Genomic DNA, 13,108 nt, shown 5'->3' with positions numbered 1-13,108 from the left:
TCAAGACGACCTCCCGATGGCCTCAGCGCGGATCGCCCGGCTTGGTCTCCATTGGTGGCGTCGGGTGCGAGCCTTCGATGCTGGGATCGAGACCGGCACCGAAGCTGGCATCGAGCCAGGCCTCGTCCCTCGCGAACGCCGATCGAAAGCGTTGGTGCAGGCCGGGGAAGCTCTGCTCCAGCTCGGCCTCGGTCAGCTGGCGACCGAGCAGCTCGCCGCCAGCCAGCGACACCGTGAAGCGCAGGCCATCGTCGCCGGCGTACACGGCCACCTCGTGGTCACGGGTCTGCAAGATCGTCACGACCGGCGGGAGCGTCGCGTCATCGGGTGAGCACTGGTCAGGCGGCGTCTCGCTCGTCGGGCTCGGGCGCTCCACCGGGGTGCAGGCGGCCGTCATCAGGAGACATGGCATCAGCCATGACATCAGCCCAGTCGGTCCCGTCATGGCCACAAGACCTCGTGCACCGGGCCCTCGGAGAACATGGAGGAGGGGAGATTGCCGAAGAACTGAGCCGTGATCTCGCCCGCGACCTCGATGGTGTAGTCGGCGGAGCGGCGACCATCGAAGTTGACCACCTGGATCCCGTAGGTGCCGCGGGGAGCCGAGCCGTCGAGGAAGATGTTCTCGACGTGGGTCCCCCCCTGGTTGGCGCACATGCCACCGACGCAGTCGTCGACGTCGAGCTGCCCGTAGGGGGTGACGGAGTTGGCGTAGCTGATCTCCTGGCCATTGGGCAGGGCCACGTGCAGGTCGAGATCGGTCACCACGTTCCACGACAGCGAGATGCGAACGGTCCCCATGCCGACGCAGACGCCTTCGAAGCAGGTCTGTCCGGCCGCGCAGTCCTGGGGGATCATGCACTCGGCCTGGGGATCGCTCGTGGTGGAGCCCTGCTCGGTCTCTCCGAGACCATCGGTCTCGGTGTCGGTGTCGAGGTTGCCGCCCTCGCCATCGGCCACCCCGTCGTAGTCGTGGATGACTCGATCCACGCAGCCGGTGGTTCCCATGGCCCATAGCCACGCCACCGCTCGCAACCACCCCCGCTTGGCTGGCACCGTCATCGTCCCATCACTCTGCCATCCCCCACCGAGGACGGCCAGATGCCAGGGGACGGCCCGTCGTCTCGGGCTCCGCGGTCCTGGCGCCCAGGCGGCGCAGCACGGCGTTCGCTACTTGTTGGAGCGGCTGGCGACGTTTTGTCCCCAGCGAGCCGAGCTGGACTTGCGCTCGCGCAGGTGCGTGAGGCAGGCCTGCAGACCCTCGCGCAGGCGCTTGAGGGTGACCAGCTCGTGCAGCTCCACGCCGAGGTCGACCAGGGTGCGCGCGATCTCGGGCCCGATGCCCGTGACCACGCAGTAGGTGCCCAAGAGGCGCGCCGACTTGACCAGCTTGATGAGGTGATCGGCGGTCATCGTGTCGACCACGTCGACGCCGGTGAGGTCGATGATCACGCAGGCCGCGTTGTTCTCGCTGATCCGCTGCAAGAGCTTCTCGGTGATGTCGACGGCGCGCTGGGAATCGACGGTGCCCACGATCGGGAGGGTGAGGATGCCCTCCCACAGGTCGATGATGGGGGCCGACAGATCGCGAATGGCGACCTGCTGGCGGCGGATGGTGTCGAGCTTCTCCTCGAGCGTGGCCCGGGCCTCGGTCATCGCCCGCATCGCCTCGTCGCGGCGCGCGGCGGTCGTGCGCAGCTCGTCGATGAACAGCGCGACGACGTGCTCGAGCTCGCCAAAGCCATCCTCGTCGCGAACCTTGACCTCGGTGAGGGCCTCGTCGTAGGCGGCCACCGAAGCGGCCGAGACCGCCGACATGAGCGACTCCAGCCGCGAGCGCTCGATGGTGATCAGCTCTTCGTCACTCATGGCTTGACTCCGAAGAATTCGTCGAGGTCGTAGTCTCGACCGGGCCGCGTGGTGTGCTGGATGCCCGACGCTTCCAGGGCCTCCTCGATGGTCCCGACCGTTTCGATCTGCTCGAGTTCGATGTCCATCGCCTGTAGGGTCATCACGACCTCGGGCGTGAGGCCGCACAGCACCGATCGTACTCCCATCAGCCGGGCCGAGGCGGCCAGCTTGGCCAGCACGGCACACAGGTGCGAGTCGAGGGTGAGCACCCCCGTGACGTCGAGGATGAGCCCCGAGACGTCCGCATCGCGAATGCGGGTGAGCACCGAGTGCGACAGGTCGTCGGCCTGACGATCCGAGACGTCACCCTGGAGGGCAACCAGGAGCTGGTCCCAGATCTTGAGGACGGGGATCGTTGATCGGTTGTCGCTCATGCGTCGTCGAGGACGTCGGCCACGAGCACGGTTGCGTCATCGTGCGGGCGACCGTGGTCACGTAAGAGCGAATCACACAAGGCCGCCGGGCTCAAGCCTTGGTGGTATTCGCGGTCGAAGAAGCGGCCTCGGATGCCATCGGAGAACGCCATGAGGCGGTCTCCGACCTGCAAGGGGATCTCGAACACGTGGATTCGCCGGCGCAGGCGTACGCCAAGGATTCCCGGGGTGAGGAGGGCCGAAATGGTCCGGTCGAGGGCTCGCAGCTCCACGTTGCCCACCCCAAAGCCTCGGAGCGTGGCCGGTCCTCCCTCGGGGTGATCGAGCAGCGCCACCAAACCCGCGCTCCCGCGCGAGCCCCGAAGCTCCTGATGGAGCCGTGCTGCGAGGGCGGGGAGGTCGGGGGTTCCATCCCAGCGATCGAGCACGCCACAGGCCGCGCGGGCGGCCTCGGCGGCCTGGGCTCCGTGTCCCGACGCATCGAACACCGCGAACACGGGCCGGTGGATCCACTCCCCCAGCCAGACCGCATCGCCGTTGGCGGTCTCTCCCCGGCAGGGGCGACTGCGGTGGGCGATGTCCAGTCTCACAGGTGCATCTCCACCTCGATGCGGGTGCCCTGGTCGTCGCTGGCGATGTCGAAGCGATCCATCATCTTGCGAACGCCCATGATGCCCTTGCCGAGCCCGGTCTTGCTCTTGTAGCGCCCGTCGAGGATCTCCTGGAGGTTCTTGATGCCGGGTCCTTGATCCACCGCCCGCACTCGCAGCCCTCGCATGCCGTCCGACAGCGGAGTGATCTCGATTTCGCCGTGCTTGGCGTACTGCACGATGTTGCGGGCGAGCTCGCTGACGACGGTGGTGAACTTCTGGGTCTCGAACGAGCGCGCGCCCATCTTCTCGGCGAGCGTGCGTGCGGCCTGGCGAGCCAGGCTCATGTCGGCCTCGGAGCGCAGCTCGACCTTCACCGACGACGGCTCATCGGGCGTGAGCACCTCGCGTAGCTCTCCCACCGCCGTGTCGATGAGCGACTCGCTGGTGAACAGGCGCAGGCTGGTCTCGAGCGCCGCGGCCAGCTGCGGATACATGCGGTGGTCCTCGAGGCGGGAGTCGATGCCCACCTTGGCGACCGCGCGTCGCAGCGCCATGTCGGCATGGAGCCTGGACATGTAGTGCGACAGCACGTTGAGGACCCGATCCTTCATCCGGCTCGTCCGTGCAGTCGCTTGCGCGCAATCACCGTGGTGCCCACCGAGGGCGCCGAGGTGACCTCGACCTCGTCCATGAGTCGGCGCACCGAGCCCAACCCCACGCCCAGGCTATCGCGGATCGGTGTTTCGGGAGAGTGTCGTCGGCCCCGGCTGACCCCGTCTTGCTCGGCGTGGGCCAGGTCGGGGATGCCCGGGCCGGAATCGATGGCCCGCACCTCGAGGCCGTTCTCGATGGCCCTCAGCTCCACCCGTCCGCCTCCGCCATGCCGCCAGCAATTGCTGGCCAGCTCTCCGGCGGCAAGGGCGACCTGTGCCACCGCCACATGGGGAAACCCCAGTCGGATCGCAAAGTCTTTGGCCAAGCTACTGACCACGAGCGGGTCGGTATCGGAGGCCACCGGAACCGATAGCGTCTCCAAGTCCGCGCCAGAGTAGCACCGACCCTTCCCCACGCGAAGGTGTCCCCGACAAAGCAACCATTGTGCGGCCACAGGGCCGGTCGCCTCGGGCGCCGAAGCGCCCGAGGTGTAAGTGAATGTAGGTGTTGCCGAGGCGTCGGCCTCAGCCTTCCTCGCGTGCACGGGCCAGGCGGTACTGCTCGGCCAGCTCGGGAGTGCTCACCTCGTAGATCAGGGCATTGAAGGCCGCTCGATCCATGCCGGCCTCGGCCAGGATCTCGTCGGCGCGGGCCGGCTCGGCCTCGATCTCGTTGGCCAGCCTCGCCGCCTTCACGACGCGCTCGTCGAGCGGCTCGTCGGCTCCTTGGTCGGCCTTGGCATCGCCGGCCTTGGCATCGCCGGTCTTGGCATCGCCGGTCTTGGCGTCGCCGGTCTTGGCCTTGGCATCGGCCGTGGCCTTGGCGTCCTTGCTCTCGCCCTTGTCGCAGGCGCCGAGGGCCAGCGTCAGGCCCAGGCCCACGACGTGGATCTTCGCGATCGAGTGCTTGGTCATGACGCTCAGCCGCCCTTCTTCTTGTTGGTCTTCATGTCGGCCTTGGCCTCGTGCTTGGCCGCCTTGGCGTCCTTCTTGGCGTCGTGCAGGTCCTTCTTGGCCGCGTGTGCGTCCTTCTTGGCCTCGCGCGCGTCCTGCTTGGCCTCGCGCAGGTCCTGCTTGGCCTCGCGCAGGTCCTTGGCCGCCTCGCGGCGCTCCTCGGGTGTCTGCGCCGCCCCGAGGTCCTCGACCGCCTCGCGACGGTCGTCGCGAGCCTCTTCCCGATCGTCGCGGGCCTCGCGACGATCCCCGCGCGCGTCGTGCAGGTCCTTCTTGGCGGCGTGACGCTCGCGACGAGCCGCCTCGAGCTCGTCCTTGTGCGCACGCAGGGCCTCGCGGCGAGCCTCGTGGGCCTCCTTGTTGAGGAGGGCGATCTCCAGCCCCTTGCCTCGCAGCTCCTTGCGCTTCGCTTGCAGCGCTTCGTGCCGCGCACGGTTTTGCTCGCGCAGCTCCTCGATGCGGGCCCGCAGCGCCTCGCGTTCCTCGGGGGTCATGTCCTCGAGCTCGTCCTTGCGGTCGCGAATCGACGCCGCGATCTCGCTGGGCGCCACGCCCTTGGCGAGCTCGCGCTTGACGAACAGGGACAGACCCCTGCGCTTGCCCTGGCTCTTGGTGGTCTCCGTCTCGGCCACGACCAGCTCGGCGGTCACGCCCGCGCTCAGGCCAGCATCGGAGGCGGTGGTGATGACCTCTTCGAGCTCCTGCTCCTCCACGCCGGCATCACGGGCGTCGGCCACGATGATGGGGAGGTCGATCACCAGCAGGATGTCGTCCTGCTTGGCGTCCTCCTCGGTGACCTCGACGGTCACGGTCGCGGTTGCAGTGGCGGTGGGCTCCTCGGCCGATGCGGACGGTCCGAGCACGAGCACGCCCAGCGCCGAGGCCAGGATGCCCTTCATGCGTCGGTTTCGAATGCGATTCATGGTGATCCTCCAATGGGGGTTGGGGTCGTTGGTGGGGTCGAATGCAAGGGTAAGACCAAGCTCGGGTGCCTCGCTCCAAAGTGATGCGGTGCGAGATGAAACCACCGAGGCAGGCACGCTACGCGGTGCTCCGACGCGAAGGCAAGCCGGTGGAGCGCTTGCTCCAGCCATGGCGTGCGAATCGACGTCCAGCGGGGCGCAAGGACCCAATGTGTCACGAGACCCCGTGGCGACCCGGCCGACCCGAGGCCCACCGCTTGGCCCGGTGATCGTGGGAAACGTCTATTCGTCGGCGTGGGCGAGCTGCACTGCGGGCCCACGGCTGGTGGCCACCGGCCCCCGTGATGCGTGAGCGCCCCGTTGCCACGATACATAGGCCAACAGGCCCACGGTGCCGATCACCACTGCCAGTGCAACCATCCGTCGCAGCCGCGAGGTCATCACGGTGGGCGGTGGGGCGGTGACGGCGGGGAACAGCCCCGAGGGGGTGGACCGGGGTCGTGGCAAAGTGACCTCGCGAAAGGACTCGACGCGGACGCGTAGGAGCGGTAGCGAGCCCGAGCTGGATCGTGCGGTGGCCATGTGCCGAGACCTCCGAGAAGATAGCCCGGCCGCCTCGTAGGGAAAGCCATCAGAACGATGTAGGTGTGCACGAACCGAGCGATCGGCCTGTGATTTCGCCTGCACGAACAACAAAGGTGGTGGGTCGTCGCAGGACATCCCCGTACCATTCGGGCCGCTTGTCGGTCACCGGACCAGGGGCTACGGTCCCGTGCGCGTTTCCATGCCTCGTCCCGCGATTCGCTCGCCGATCGGCATCTCCGACTTTCGCGAGCTGCGGGAGGGAGGGTTCGCCTACGTCGACAAGACCATGCTGGTCGACGAGGTGCTGGCCGAGGCGGCCAAGGTGCTGCTCGTGCCGCGACCGCGGCGCTTCGGCAAGACCTTGAACCTCTCGATGCTGCGCTGGTACTTCGACCGGCGCTCGGACGACGCCTCGCCGTTGTTCGAGGGGCTCGCGATCGCATCGTCCGATCGGGCTCGGGCGCACTTCCAGCGCCATCCGGTCATCTTCCTTTCCTTCAAGGACGTCAAGGCGACCTCGTGGGAGGGCTGCCTGGCGGGGGTGGCGAACGTGCTCTCCGAATGCTACAGCCGGCACCGCTCGCTGCTCGCCGACGGTCGGCTCGACCCCGAGGACGCCCGATTGTTCGAGGCCGTGCTCGGGCGCCGCGCGACCCAGCCCGAGCTCGTCGTTGCATTGAAGCTGCTCTCGCGCCTGCTCGCCCGTCACCACCAGGAGCGGGTGGTCATCCTCATCGACGAGTACGACACCCCGATCCACGCCGGCCACGGCCACGGGTACTACGACGAGGTCGTGGCGTTCTTCCGCGACTTCCTCTCGGGCGGGCTCAAGGACAACGAGCACCTGTTCAAGGGCGTGCTCACGGGCATCCTCCGCGTGGCGCGGGAGAGCCTGTTCTCGGGCCTCAACAACATCGAGGTCTACAGCATCCTGCGCGAGCAGCTCGCGACCGCATTCGGCTTCACCGAGCCCGAGGTGCGCGCGCTGACGGAGGCGGCGGGTCGGCCCGAGGCGCTCGACGGCATCCGCGGGTTCTACAACGGCTACCTGTTCGGCGGGCAGGCGATCTACAACCCTTGGTCGGTGCTGTCGTTCCTCAACCGCGATGACGGGGTGTTTCGACCGTACTGGATCGAGACCAGCTCCAACGACCTCGTGCGCGAGCTGCTGCTCACGGGCCCGTCGGGTGTGAAGGTCGAGCTCGAGGCGCTGCTGGCCGGCGAGCTGCTCGAGCGCCGCATCGACGAGCACATCGTGCTTCGCGACATCGCGTCGCGCAGGGACGCGGTGTGGAGCTTCTTGTTGTTCTCCGGCTACCTCAAGGCGGTCGGCGTGCGCTACGAGGACGGCGAGACGTTCGCGGACCTGACGGTGCCCAATCGGGAGGTCGCCGGGGCCTTTCGAACGATGGTGCGCGTGTGGTTCGAGAACGAGGCCGGAGGGATGGAGCCGCTACAGCGTCTGCTCGACGCGCTGCTGCGCGGGGAAGCGGCCGTGGTGGAGCGCGCCCTCGGCCGGATGCTCAGGGCCGACGCGTCATACTTCGACACCGCGGCGCCCGAGCCAGAGCGCTTCTACCATGGCCTGGTGGTGGGTCTCTTGGCGGGGCTACAGCCGCGCTACGACGTGCGTTCGAACCGAGAGTCGGGGTTCGGTCGCTGCGACGTGATGGTGCTGCCCAAGACCCCCGGTCAGCCCGGCGTGGTGCTCGAGCTCAAGCGCGTGGCCCTAGAAGACGGTGAGAGCATCGAGCAAGCGTTCGCCGCCGCCTTCGAGCAGATCCGCGAGCGCGACTACGCGACCGAACTCCGCGAGCGCGGCGCGACCCCGATCCACGAAATGGTCGCGGTATTCGACGGCAAGCGTGCGTGGGTACGAGTCGCCGGAGACGCGTAGAACCGCTCGAGCTGCCTGCACCACCAGCCGCAAGCCGGTTGCGCGCCTAGCAAGCTGGCTGTACCGCAAGCGGGTTGTGGGCGAGCAGAGCAAAGCTCCCGGTCGGCCTCCAAGAATGCCCCCCTTTGGGGGGCACGCAGAGAGACTCTAAATCATTGAAATCATTGGATGTTCAACGGCGGACCATCGCCGTCTCCATCATTTCTCCACGCCGGGCGCCGGTTGAGGAGTCGCATCGACTCTTCGATCGCCACCGGCGAGAGGCTCATGTATAGCTCGGTGGTCACCACGCTCTGGTGGCCGGCGAGCTTTTGGATCGCCCGCGCAGGCGCTCCCGCCATGGCCAGGTGCGAGCAGAAGGTGTGACGGAGGATGTGTGGCCCCTTGACCGCGAAGCCCGCCTCCTTCTGCGCCTTGGCCAGCCACCCGCGGATGGTGGACTCCACCGGGGTGTTCTTGCCTCGGCTATAGAGGATCCGTGGTCCTCCGATCCGGTGCTTCTCGAGCGCTCGCTTGAGATCTTCCGAGATCGGGATCGTCCGGCTCCGGTGGCCCTTGGTCGACGTCCCGTTCCGCCGGTACTCCGAGCGAGCCACGGTCAGTCGCCCGTGAGCAAGGTCGATATCCGACCACTCCAGGGCGATGATCTCCCCGCGCCGCAGCCCGGCGTCACCACCGAGCAGGACCAAGAGGTGGATCCGTGGGTCGAGCTTCTCCGCCACGGCGACGAGCCGCGCGTAGTCGCCGAAATCGTAGAAGGCAGGATCGGCCAGCGACTCCTTGACCTTCTTGACCTTGGTCGGCATCTCCGTGATGACCTTCCACTCGACGGCGACGTGAAGGATCGCCTTGAGCAGCTTGATCACGGTGTTGACGGTCGCGGGGGAGCAGTCTCCGAGCGCCGCCTTGAGCCGCTGGATGTCCTCGGCGGTGATCCGGTCCAGGCGCTTGCGCCCCAGGACGGGCAATAGGTGGTTCTTGGCGTTGCCTTCCTTCTGGTCGATCGTCGCCGCGCGGTGGCGGTTGGCCTTGCAGTAGCCTTCCATATACCGCGGGAAGAATGCCGCGAGCGTGGGCACCTCCTTCTTGACCAGGTCGGGACGCTCGTCCTTGTCGTCCTCTGCCGGGTCGGTGTTGTTGTAGTGCTCGATGAGCTGGCGCTCTCGATCCTCGCCCCAGCGCTTCGCGGCCGACTTGGTCCCGACCGGCGCCTTGCGCCGCTCTCGGATCTTTCGTCGTCCTGGAACGTGAGCACGATATCGACTTCCCAGCCGCGAGTGTTCTTGTAGGGTCGTACGGTGACGGTCATCGCTGTTCTCCGCTGCCGTGGCACGACGACATCAAGATCGACAGGGAGCTGTTCGACTGGTCACAGCGGCTGGCCGAGGGCGATCTCTACTGACCTACGTGGCCCGCTCGTCTGCGTCCGAGGGCCGTAGGCTTGCGCGGCTCTCGGATGCATGGGCCACCAACTGCTCCGCGAGCGCTTGGCTGGGCGGCTCGACGTCGGCGAAGGCGTAGGGCCTAGAGGTCGGGAGGCCCTTCGCGGCGACGGCGGTTTCTTCGGGCCGCACTCGGACACAGGAGGGAATGGCCCGTTGCAGTCGCTCGATCTCCGATTGCGAGTCGTAGACTGTCACGAGATAGTTGACGAGGAGCTCGCTCGCCCATTCCTGGTCTGCTTGCCGCTTGGGCCACGTCGTGATGTCCAACAACGGAAGATCATGGGTGACAAACAGTCCGAGCACGAACGTGGAGCACGTCATGCCCAGGATCTCCACCCACTCGCCATCGTGACCGATGGGTGCAGGAGCTCCGCCTTGATAGTCGAAACTATAGGGCATGGGTTGACCGGCACGCCTCTCGGCGATGATGGCTGCGAGCTCTGCCAACAACATCCTATTGTATCGGTCGAACCCAACTTCTGCCCAGTGATAGCTACCATCACAGGAACCGCAGATGAGATCATTGTGCGCCGCAAAGTGTAGAAAACGCACCCGTTGATCGACGTCTCGGTACACCACACCCACGTGTCGTTGCTCCACGCGATCGACGTGTGCCCTGATGGCGACACCGAAGAGCTCCACGTCGCCTTCGACGAGGGGTTGAAAGCCGGTCAATTGAGCAGCCCACACAGAAGCTCGGAGGAGTCGAGCCCCCTCGAAGACAGGCTTTCGGCGATCTGGTCCCTGGCTCGCGTCCAGTCGGCAACCTCTGTACGATACAGGCAGGTGAGGCGTAGCCCTGCCACGAGCAGCAACGGGTGAATCCCCGAGCTATGCTTCGCGAGCACGCCGAGCACGGATGAAATTTCGTCGAAGGCGTCGCACTGACGAAGTTGCTTCAGCTCCGAATATAGTGCGCGAAAGGCGCGGCGTGCGGAGTCGTCCGTCGTCGCGTTCAGGACGGCCCTTTGCCAGGGCTTTGGAGAGCTTGCTTCACGTCGACATACAAGGAGCAGATTGCTCCACTCCGAGATCGGGTCGATCTGGTCGAAGCTCCGGGCGTGCTCGATCACGACATAGGTGCGAGCTGCCGGGACTTTCGAGGGGGGCACTAGCGGCTTGGTCCCGACGGATTTGTGACGAGCACGTCGGTCACTAGCGACTTTGTCCGCCCAATTCACTGCGACCATGCCTCAAGCTCCCTCCTCATCGTCACCCACGATGGTCGTGATCCAAGGCTGTCCTTGCAGCGCGGCCTTGATCGAGGCGGCCTTGGTCTTCGCGCGAGCGCACTGTTCGTGCAGCCTCGCGATGTCCTTGAGGTCCAGTGCCATGTCTAGGGACTGAACGCGGCCGCCGTCAGAATACTCGATCGACAACATGAATGATGCGCTCATCCGCTCGATCTTGCTCGCCGTCGCGTCGAACACAGGCCTGAGATCCGTGATGATCTCGGTTCTGAAGAGCGTCCGGGCATGACTATAGCCGAGCCGATTGGCCTTCTCGAAGAGGGAGAGCGCGCTCCCGGAGTCGAGTATGACCTCGAGTGAGGGTCGGCAGCTCCTCCAATTCGAGAGATTCCGCTGCTTCCACTCGCCCGTTGCACCCGCCTCGAGCGATGAGTCGAGGAGATCGAGGTAGTCACGGACCTCCTTCTCGACGTTGCGTCGCAGGGACGACAGCGCCATGAGGGCTGGCAGGGTGACTTCGAGCTCTCCTTCGTCTGCCGAGCACGCTGCTGCCAAGCGCTTCACGGCCGCTCCGACCGTTGGCGCGGTCCGCAGCAGGTCGAGGTTGTTCGAGAGCTCCCGCAAGGAAGTGGGATTCGAGGCGATTCGCTCCAAATCCTCATAGGCGTCGGGAGGCAGACGGAGCGGCTTGCTCGACACGCACGGACTCTAGCAGACGGCGCCCTCGGCACCGGATGAAATTCGTTCAGGTCTGGCTCGAAATGGGCGGTGGTGGCTTCCTGAGCCCTCGTTCGAGACTGTTCGGAGATCCTCGGCTGGACGGTCTGGGATGGGCGTCCAGCGGCGGCTCGGCCGTCACCGGGCAATCCTGAGTGCCTTATCGTGGAGACCTGCGCTGTTTTCGCCGGTCCCGGCGTCCCACGGGGGCGGCCTGGGCGGGGACATGGTCGCCGTGATTCACCGATCGTCGAGCGCCAGGCCGTCTCCGAGGCCCACCTCAACCTCGGCCGCGCCCTTGCTCGCAACCTCCAGATCGAGGACGCGATCGACCCCCTCCGCCGCGCGCTCGAGCTGCGCCCCGACGACCTGCCGATCTACAAGCAGCTGGCCCTCGCCCTCCGCCGCCTGCGTCGCAACGACGAGGCCACCGCCGTCTACCAGGCCTGGCACGAGCGCGCCCACATGGCCAACGTGCGTGGCAGACCCCGCCCGAGCGCGCCACCGACGAGTACGTCCAGCGCGAGTTCGACGACTTCGCCGAGCAGTTCGACGACGTGCTGGTCAACAAGCTCGGCTACCAGGGTCCCAAGCTCGTGCAGGGCGTCATGGAGCGCACGGGTCTGCTCGAACGCCGCGATCTCGACGTGCTCGACGCGGGTTGCGGCACGGGCCTGTGTGCGCCGCTTCTCCGCCCGCTGGCCCGCACCCTGGTGGGCGTGGACCTGTCAGGGAAGATGCTCGACCAGGCCCGCCGCCGTGGCGGCTACGACGAGCTGATCGAGGCCGAGCTCACCGAAATGCTCGATGCGCATGCGGCTCGCTACGGCTCAGGCTCGGCCCCACCCAGCCCCACCCAAGGGCGAGCGCGAGCCGTAGCGAGCCGCATGCGCATCGACCCCGCGAAGGGTAGGCGCCGTCAAGGGCGAGCCGCATTGGCGAGCCGTAGCGGCCCCAGGCTCGGCCGCACCCAAGGGCGAGCGCGAGCCGTAGCGAGCCGCATGCGCATCGACCCCGCGAAGGGTAGGCGCCGTCAAGGGCGAGCCGCATTGGCGAGCCGTAGCGGCCCCAGGCTCGGCCGCACCCAAGGGCGAGCGCGAGCCGTAGGCGAGCCGCATGCGCATCGACCCCGCGAAGGGTAGGCGCCGCCCAAGGGCGAGCTGGTGGCCAGCCGTGCCAACCGTCCGCGGTGCCCCACCGTTCGGCCGAGAGCGGATGGTGGGTCCTGTACTACGGCGCGTTCAAGCCCCTTCGTCCATCGCGTCGATGCCCAGTTGTTCGTGCTCTTCGTCCAAGGGCAGCTCCAACTGTGGCGGTGGTCGGGCTCGCTCGATCTCCGGAGGCACGACGTGCAGGTCGAGCGCAGCGAGGAACCGCTCGATCACCTCGGGTTGCGTGATCTCGGCGATGAATCTTCATCCGCCCTCGGCACACCGGGCACTCGAGCACATCCAGAGCGAAGACACGATGCATGAGCTCAGCCCCGCTCAGCCGCCGACGTAGTCGCGGCTCAGCACACGCCGTGTCATGAGGACCGATGACCATGACCGATCTCATTGGCTCCGCCACGGCGCCATCTTGCGGAGCGGTTGGTAAGCCAAGCCCTCGTTCACTCTCCACGATACCGAGCGGACCCACGATGCCCGAGATTCCCCGTCGCGACGGCGTGATCGAGATCGCCTCGTCGAGTGCGTCGCGGCTCGAGGCGACTGTCGGTGGAGGAGTTGCCGATGCACAGGCCCCGGGATACGTCCCCACCGATGTCTCGTGCCCTGTGCTCGGTCGTCGATCGGACACCACTCGAGCACGCAGCTTCGAGCCCGGCGCGAGCACCCCGTGGTACCGCAGCACGTTGGCCTGTGGAGG

18 protein-coding genes are annotated in these 13,108 nt (G+C 66.8%); 3 read left to right on the top strand and 15 right to left on the bottom strand.

Annotated features, from left to right (window positions below; translation table 11 throughout):
* Positions 1-22: 22 nt before the first annotated feature.
* The 10 genes from OEB96_RS01475 to OEB96_RS01430 all read right to left on the bottom strand — a co-directional run bounded on the left by OEB96_RS01475 (position 23) and on the right by OEB96_RS01430 (position 5,990).
* Positions 23-445, bottom strand: coding sequence for a hypothetical protein (locus OEB96_RS01475; protein WP_266213590.1), 423 nt, complete (start codon positions 443-445; stop codon positions 23-25).
* Entirely contained in the window at positions 442-1,062 is a 621-nt protein-coding gene (locus OEB96_RS01470) for a hypothetical protein (protein WP_266213589.1), read from the bottom strand. The genes OEB96_RS01475 and OEB96_RS01470 overlap by 4 nt, the downstream gene beginning before the upstream one ends.
* A 108-nt stretch (positions 1,063-1,170) precedes the next feature.
* Positions 1,171-1,869, bottom strand: a complete 699-nt coding sequence (locus OEB96_RS01465; RefSeq protein WP_266213588.1) for an STAS domain-containing protein — start codon at positions 1,867-1,869, stop codon at positions 1,171-1,173.
* The gene (locus OEB96_RS01460; RefSeq protein ID WP_266213587.1) at positions 1,866-2,285 is read right to left on the bottom strand and encodes an STAS domain-containing protein; all 420 of its coding nucleotides are present in this window, start codon (positions 2,283-2,285) and stop codon (positions 1,866-1,868) included. The genes OEB96_RS01465 and OEB96_RS01460 overlap by 4 nt, the downstream gene beginning before the upstream one ends.
* Positions 2,282-2,875 (bottom strand): SpoIIE family protein phosphatase, encoded by a 594-nt coding sequence (locus tag OEB96_RS01455; protein WP_266213586.1) that lies wholly within the window; start codon positions 2,873-2,875, stop codon positions 2,282-2,284. Before OEB96_RS01455 ends, OEB96_RS01460 begins: the two co-directional genes overlap by 4 nt.
* The gene (locus tag OEB96_RS01450; protein ID WP_266213585.1) at positions 2,872-3,489 is read right to left on the bottom strand and encodes an ATP-binding protein; all 618 of its coding nucleotides are present in this window, start codon (positions 3,487-3,489) and stop codon (positions 2,872-2,874) included. Before OEB96_RS01450 ends, OEB96_RS01455 begins: the two co-directional genes overlap by 4 nt.
* Positions 3,486-3,869, bottom strand: a complete 384-nt coding sequence (locus OEB96_RS01445) for an ATP-binding protein (protein WP_266213584.1) — start codon at positions 3,867-3,869, stop codon at positions 3,486-3,488. Before OEB96_RS01445 ends, OEB96_RS01450 begins: the two co-directional genes overlap by 4 nt.
* A gap of 187 nt (positions 3,870-4,056) precedes the next feature.
* Entirely contained in the window at positions 4,057-4,446 is a 390-nt protein-coding gene (locus OEB96_RS01440) for a hypothetical protein (protein WP_266213583.1), read from the bottom strand.
* Between the two features lie 5 nt (positions 4,447-4,451).
* Entirely contained in the window at positions 4,452-5,408 is a 957-nt protein-coding gene (locus OEB96_RS01435) for a hypothetical protein (RefSeq protein WP_266213582.1), read from the bottom strand.
* A gap of 282 nt (positions 5,409-5,690) precedes the next feature.
* A complete protein-coding gene (locus OEB96_RS01430) occupies positions 5,691-5,990 on the bottom strand; it encodes a hypothetical protein (RefSeq protein ID WP_266213581.1) in 300 nt (99 codons plus the stop codon).
* A 202-nt stretch (positions 5,991-6,192) separates the two neighbouring features.
* On the opposite strand from OEB96_RS01430, the gene OEB96_RS01425 reads away from it, so the two are divergent.
* A complete protein-coding gene (locus OEB96_RS01425) occupies positions 6,193-7,890 on the top strand; it encodes an AAA family ATPase (protein ID WP_266213580.1) in 1,698 nt (565 codons plus the stop codon).
* 161 nt (positions 7,891-8,051) lie between these two features.
* Here OEB96_RS01425 and OEB96_RS01420 read toward each other — a convergent pair whose 3' ends face one another.
* From OEB96_RS01420 to OEB96_RS01400, 5 genes are all read right to left on the bottom strand, one after another.
* Entirely contained in the window at positions 8,052-8,969 is a 918-nt protein-coding gene (locus OEB96_RS01420; protein ID WP_266213579.1) for a tyrosine-type recombinase/integrase, read from the bottom strand.
* 324 nt (positions 8,970-9,293) lie between these two features.
* The gene (locus OEB96_RS01415; RefSeq protein WP_266213578.1) at positions 9,294-9,788 is read right to left on the bottom strand and encodes a hypothetical protein; all 495 of its coding nucleotides are present in this window, start codon (positions 9,786-9,788) and stop codon (positions 9,294-9,296) included.
* A gap of 218 nt (positions 9,789-10,006) precedes the next feature.
* Positions 10,007-10,408, bottom strand: a complete 402-nt coding sequence (locus OEB96_RS01410) for a hypothetical protein (RefSeq protein ID WP_266213577.1) — start codon at positions 10,406-10,408, stop codon at positions 10,007-10,009.
* A gap of 120 nt (positions 10,409-10,528) precedes the next feature.
* A complete protein-coding gene (locus OEB96_RS01405) occupies positions 10,529-11,224 on the bottom strand; it encodes a hypothetical protein (protein WP_266213576.1) in 696 nt (231 codons plus the stop codon).
* 258 nt (positions 11,225-11,482) lie between these two features.
* Positions 11,483-11,707: a hypothetical protein gene (locus tag OEB96_RS01400; protein ID WP_266213575.1), complete on the bottom strand. Its 225-nt coding sequence runs from the start codon at positions 11,705-11,707 to the stop codon at positions 11,483-11,485.
* Between the two features lie 143 nt (positions 11,708-11,850).
* On the opposite strand from OEB96_RS01400, the gene OEB96_RS01395 reads away from it, so the two are divergent.
* On the top strand, positions 11,851-12,384 hold the full coding sequence (locus OEB96_RS01395; RefSeq protein ID WP_266213609.1) for a class I SAM-dependent DNA methyltransferase: 534 nt from the start codon (positions 11,851-11,853) through the stop codon (positions 12,382-12,384).
* 497 nt (positions 12,385-12,881) lie between these two features.
* Positions 12,882-13,108 (top strand): hypothetical protein (locus OEB96_RS01390; RefSeq protein WP_266213574.1); only part of this gene is annotated, 227 nt, incomplete at its 3' end.

It is taken from the genome of Paraliomyxa miuraensis, assembly GCF_026337845.1.
GTDB lineage: Bacteria > Myxococcota_A > Polyangia > Nannocystales > Nannocystaceae > Paraliomyxa > Paraliomyxa miuraensis.
Note: the sequence above shows the minus strand (reverse complement) of the source record. Positions and strands in the feature narration are given on the sequence as shown.

What these genes read in the sequence shown, in the direction of transcription:
- OEB96_RS01460 (WP_266213587.1), bottom strand. Translation starts at nt 2,285, where the DNA reads ATGAGCGACAACCGATCAACGATCCCCGTCCTCAAGATCTGGGACCAG.
- OEB96_RS01475 (WP_266213590.1), bottom strand. Translation starts at nt 445, where the DNA reads ATGACGGGACCGACTGGGCTGATGTCATGGCTGATGCCATGTCTCCTG.
- OEB96_RS01415 (WP_266213578.1), bottom strand. Translation starts at nt 9,788, where the DNA reads ATGTTGTTGGCAGAGCTCGCAGCCATCATCGCCGAGAGGCGTGCCGGT.
- OEB96_RS01450 (WP_266213585.1), bottom strand. Translation starts at nt 3,489, where the DNA reads ATGAAGGATCGGGTCCTCAACGTGCTGTCGCACTACATGTCCAGGCTC.
- OEB96_RS01430 (WP_266213581.1), bottom strand. Translation starts at nt 5,990, where the DNA reads ATGGCCACCGCACGATCCAGCTCGGGCTCGCTACCGCTCCTACGCGTC.
- OEB96_RS01465 (WP_266213588.1), bottom strand. Translation starts at nt 1,869, where the DNA reads ATGAGTGACGAAGAGCTGATCACCATCGAGCGCTCGCGGCTGGAGTCG.
- OEB96_RS01435 (WP_266213582.1), bottom strand. Translation starts at nt 5,408, where the DNA reads ATGAATCGCATTCGAAACCGACGCATGAAGGGCATCCTGGCCTCGGCG.
- OEB96_RS01470 (WP_266213589.1), bottom strand. Translation starts at nt 1,062, where the DNA reads ATGACGGTGCCAGCCAAGCGGGGGTGGTTGCGAGCGGTGGCGTGGCTA.
- OEB96_RS01440 (WP_266213583.1), bottom strand. Translation starts at nt 4,446, where the DNA reads ATGACCAAGCACTCGATCGCGAAGATCCACGTCGTGGGCCTGGGCCTG.
- OEB96_RS01425 (WP_266213580.1), top strand. Translation starts at nt 6,193, where the DNA reads ATGCCTCGTCCCGCGATTCGCTCGCCGATCGGCATCTCCGACTTTCGC.
- OEB96_RS01395 (WP_266213609.1), top strand. Translation starts at nt 11,851, where the DNA reads ATGGAGCGCACGGGTCTGCTCGAACGCCGCGATCTCGACGTGCTCGAC.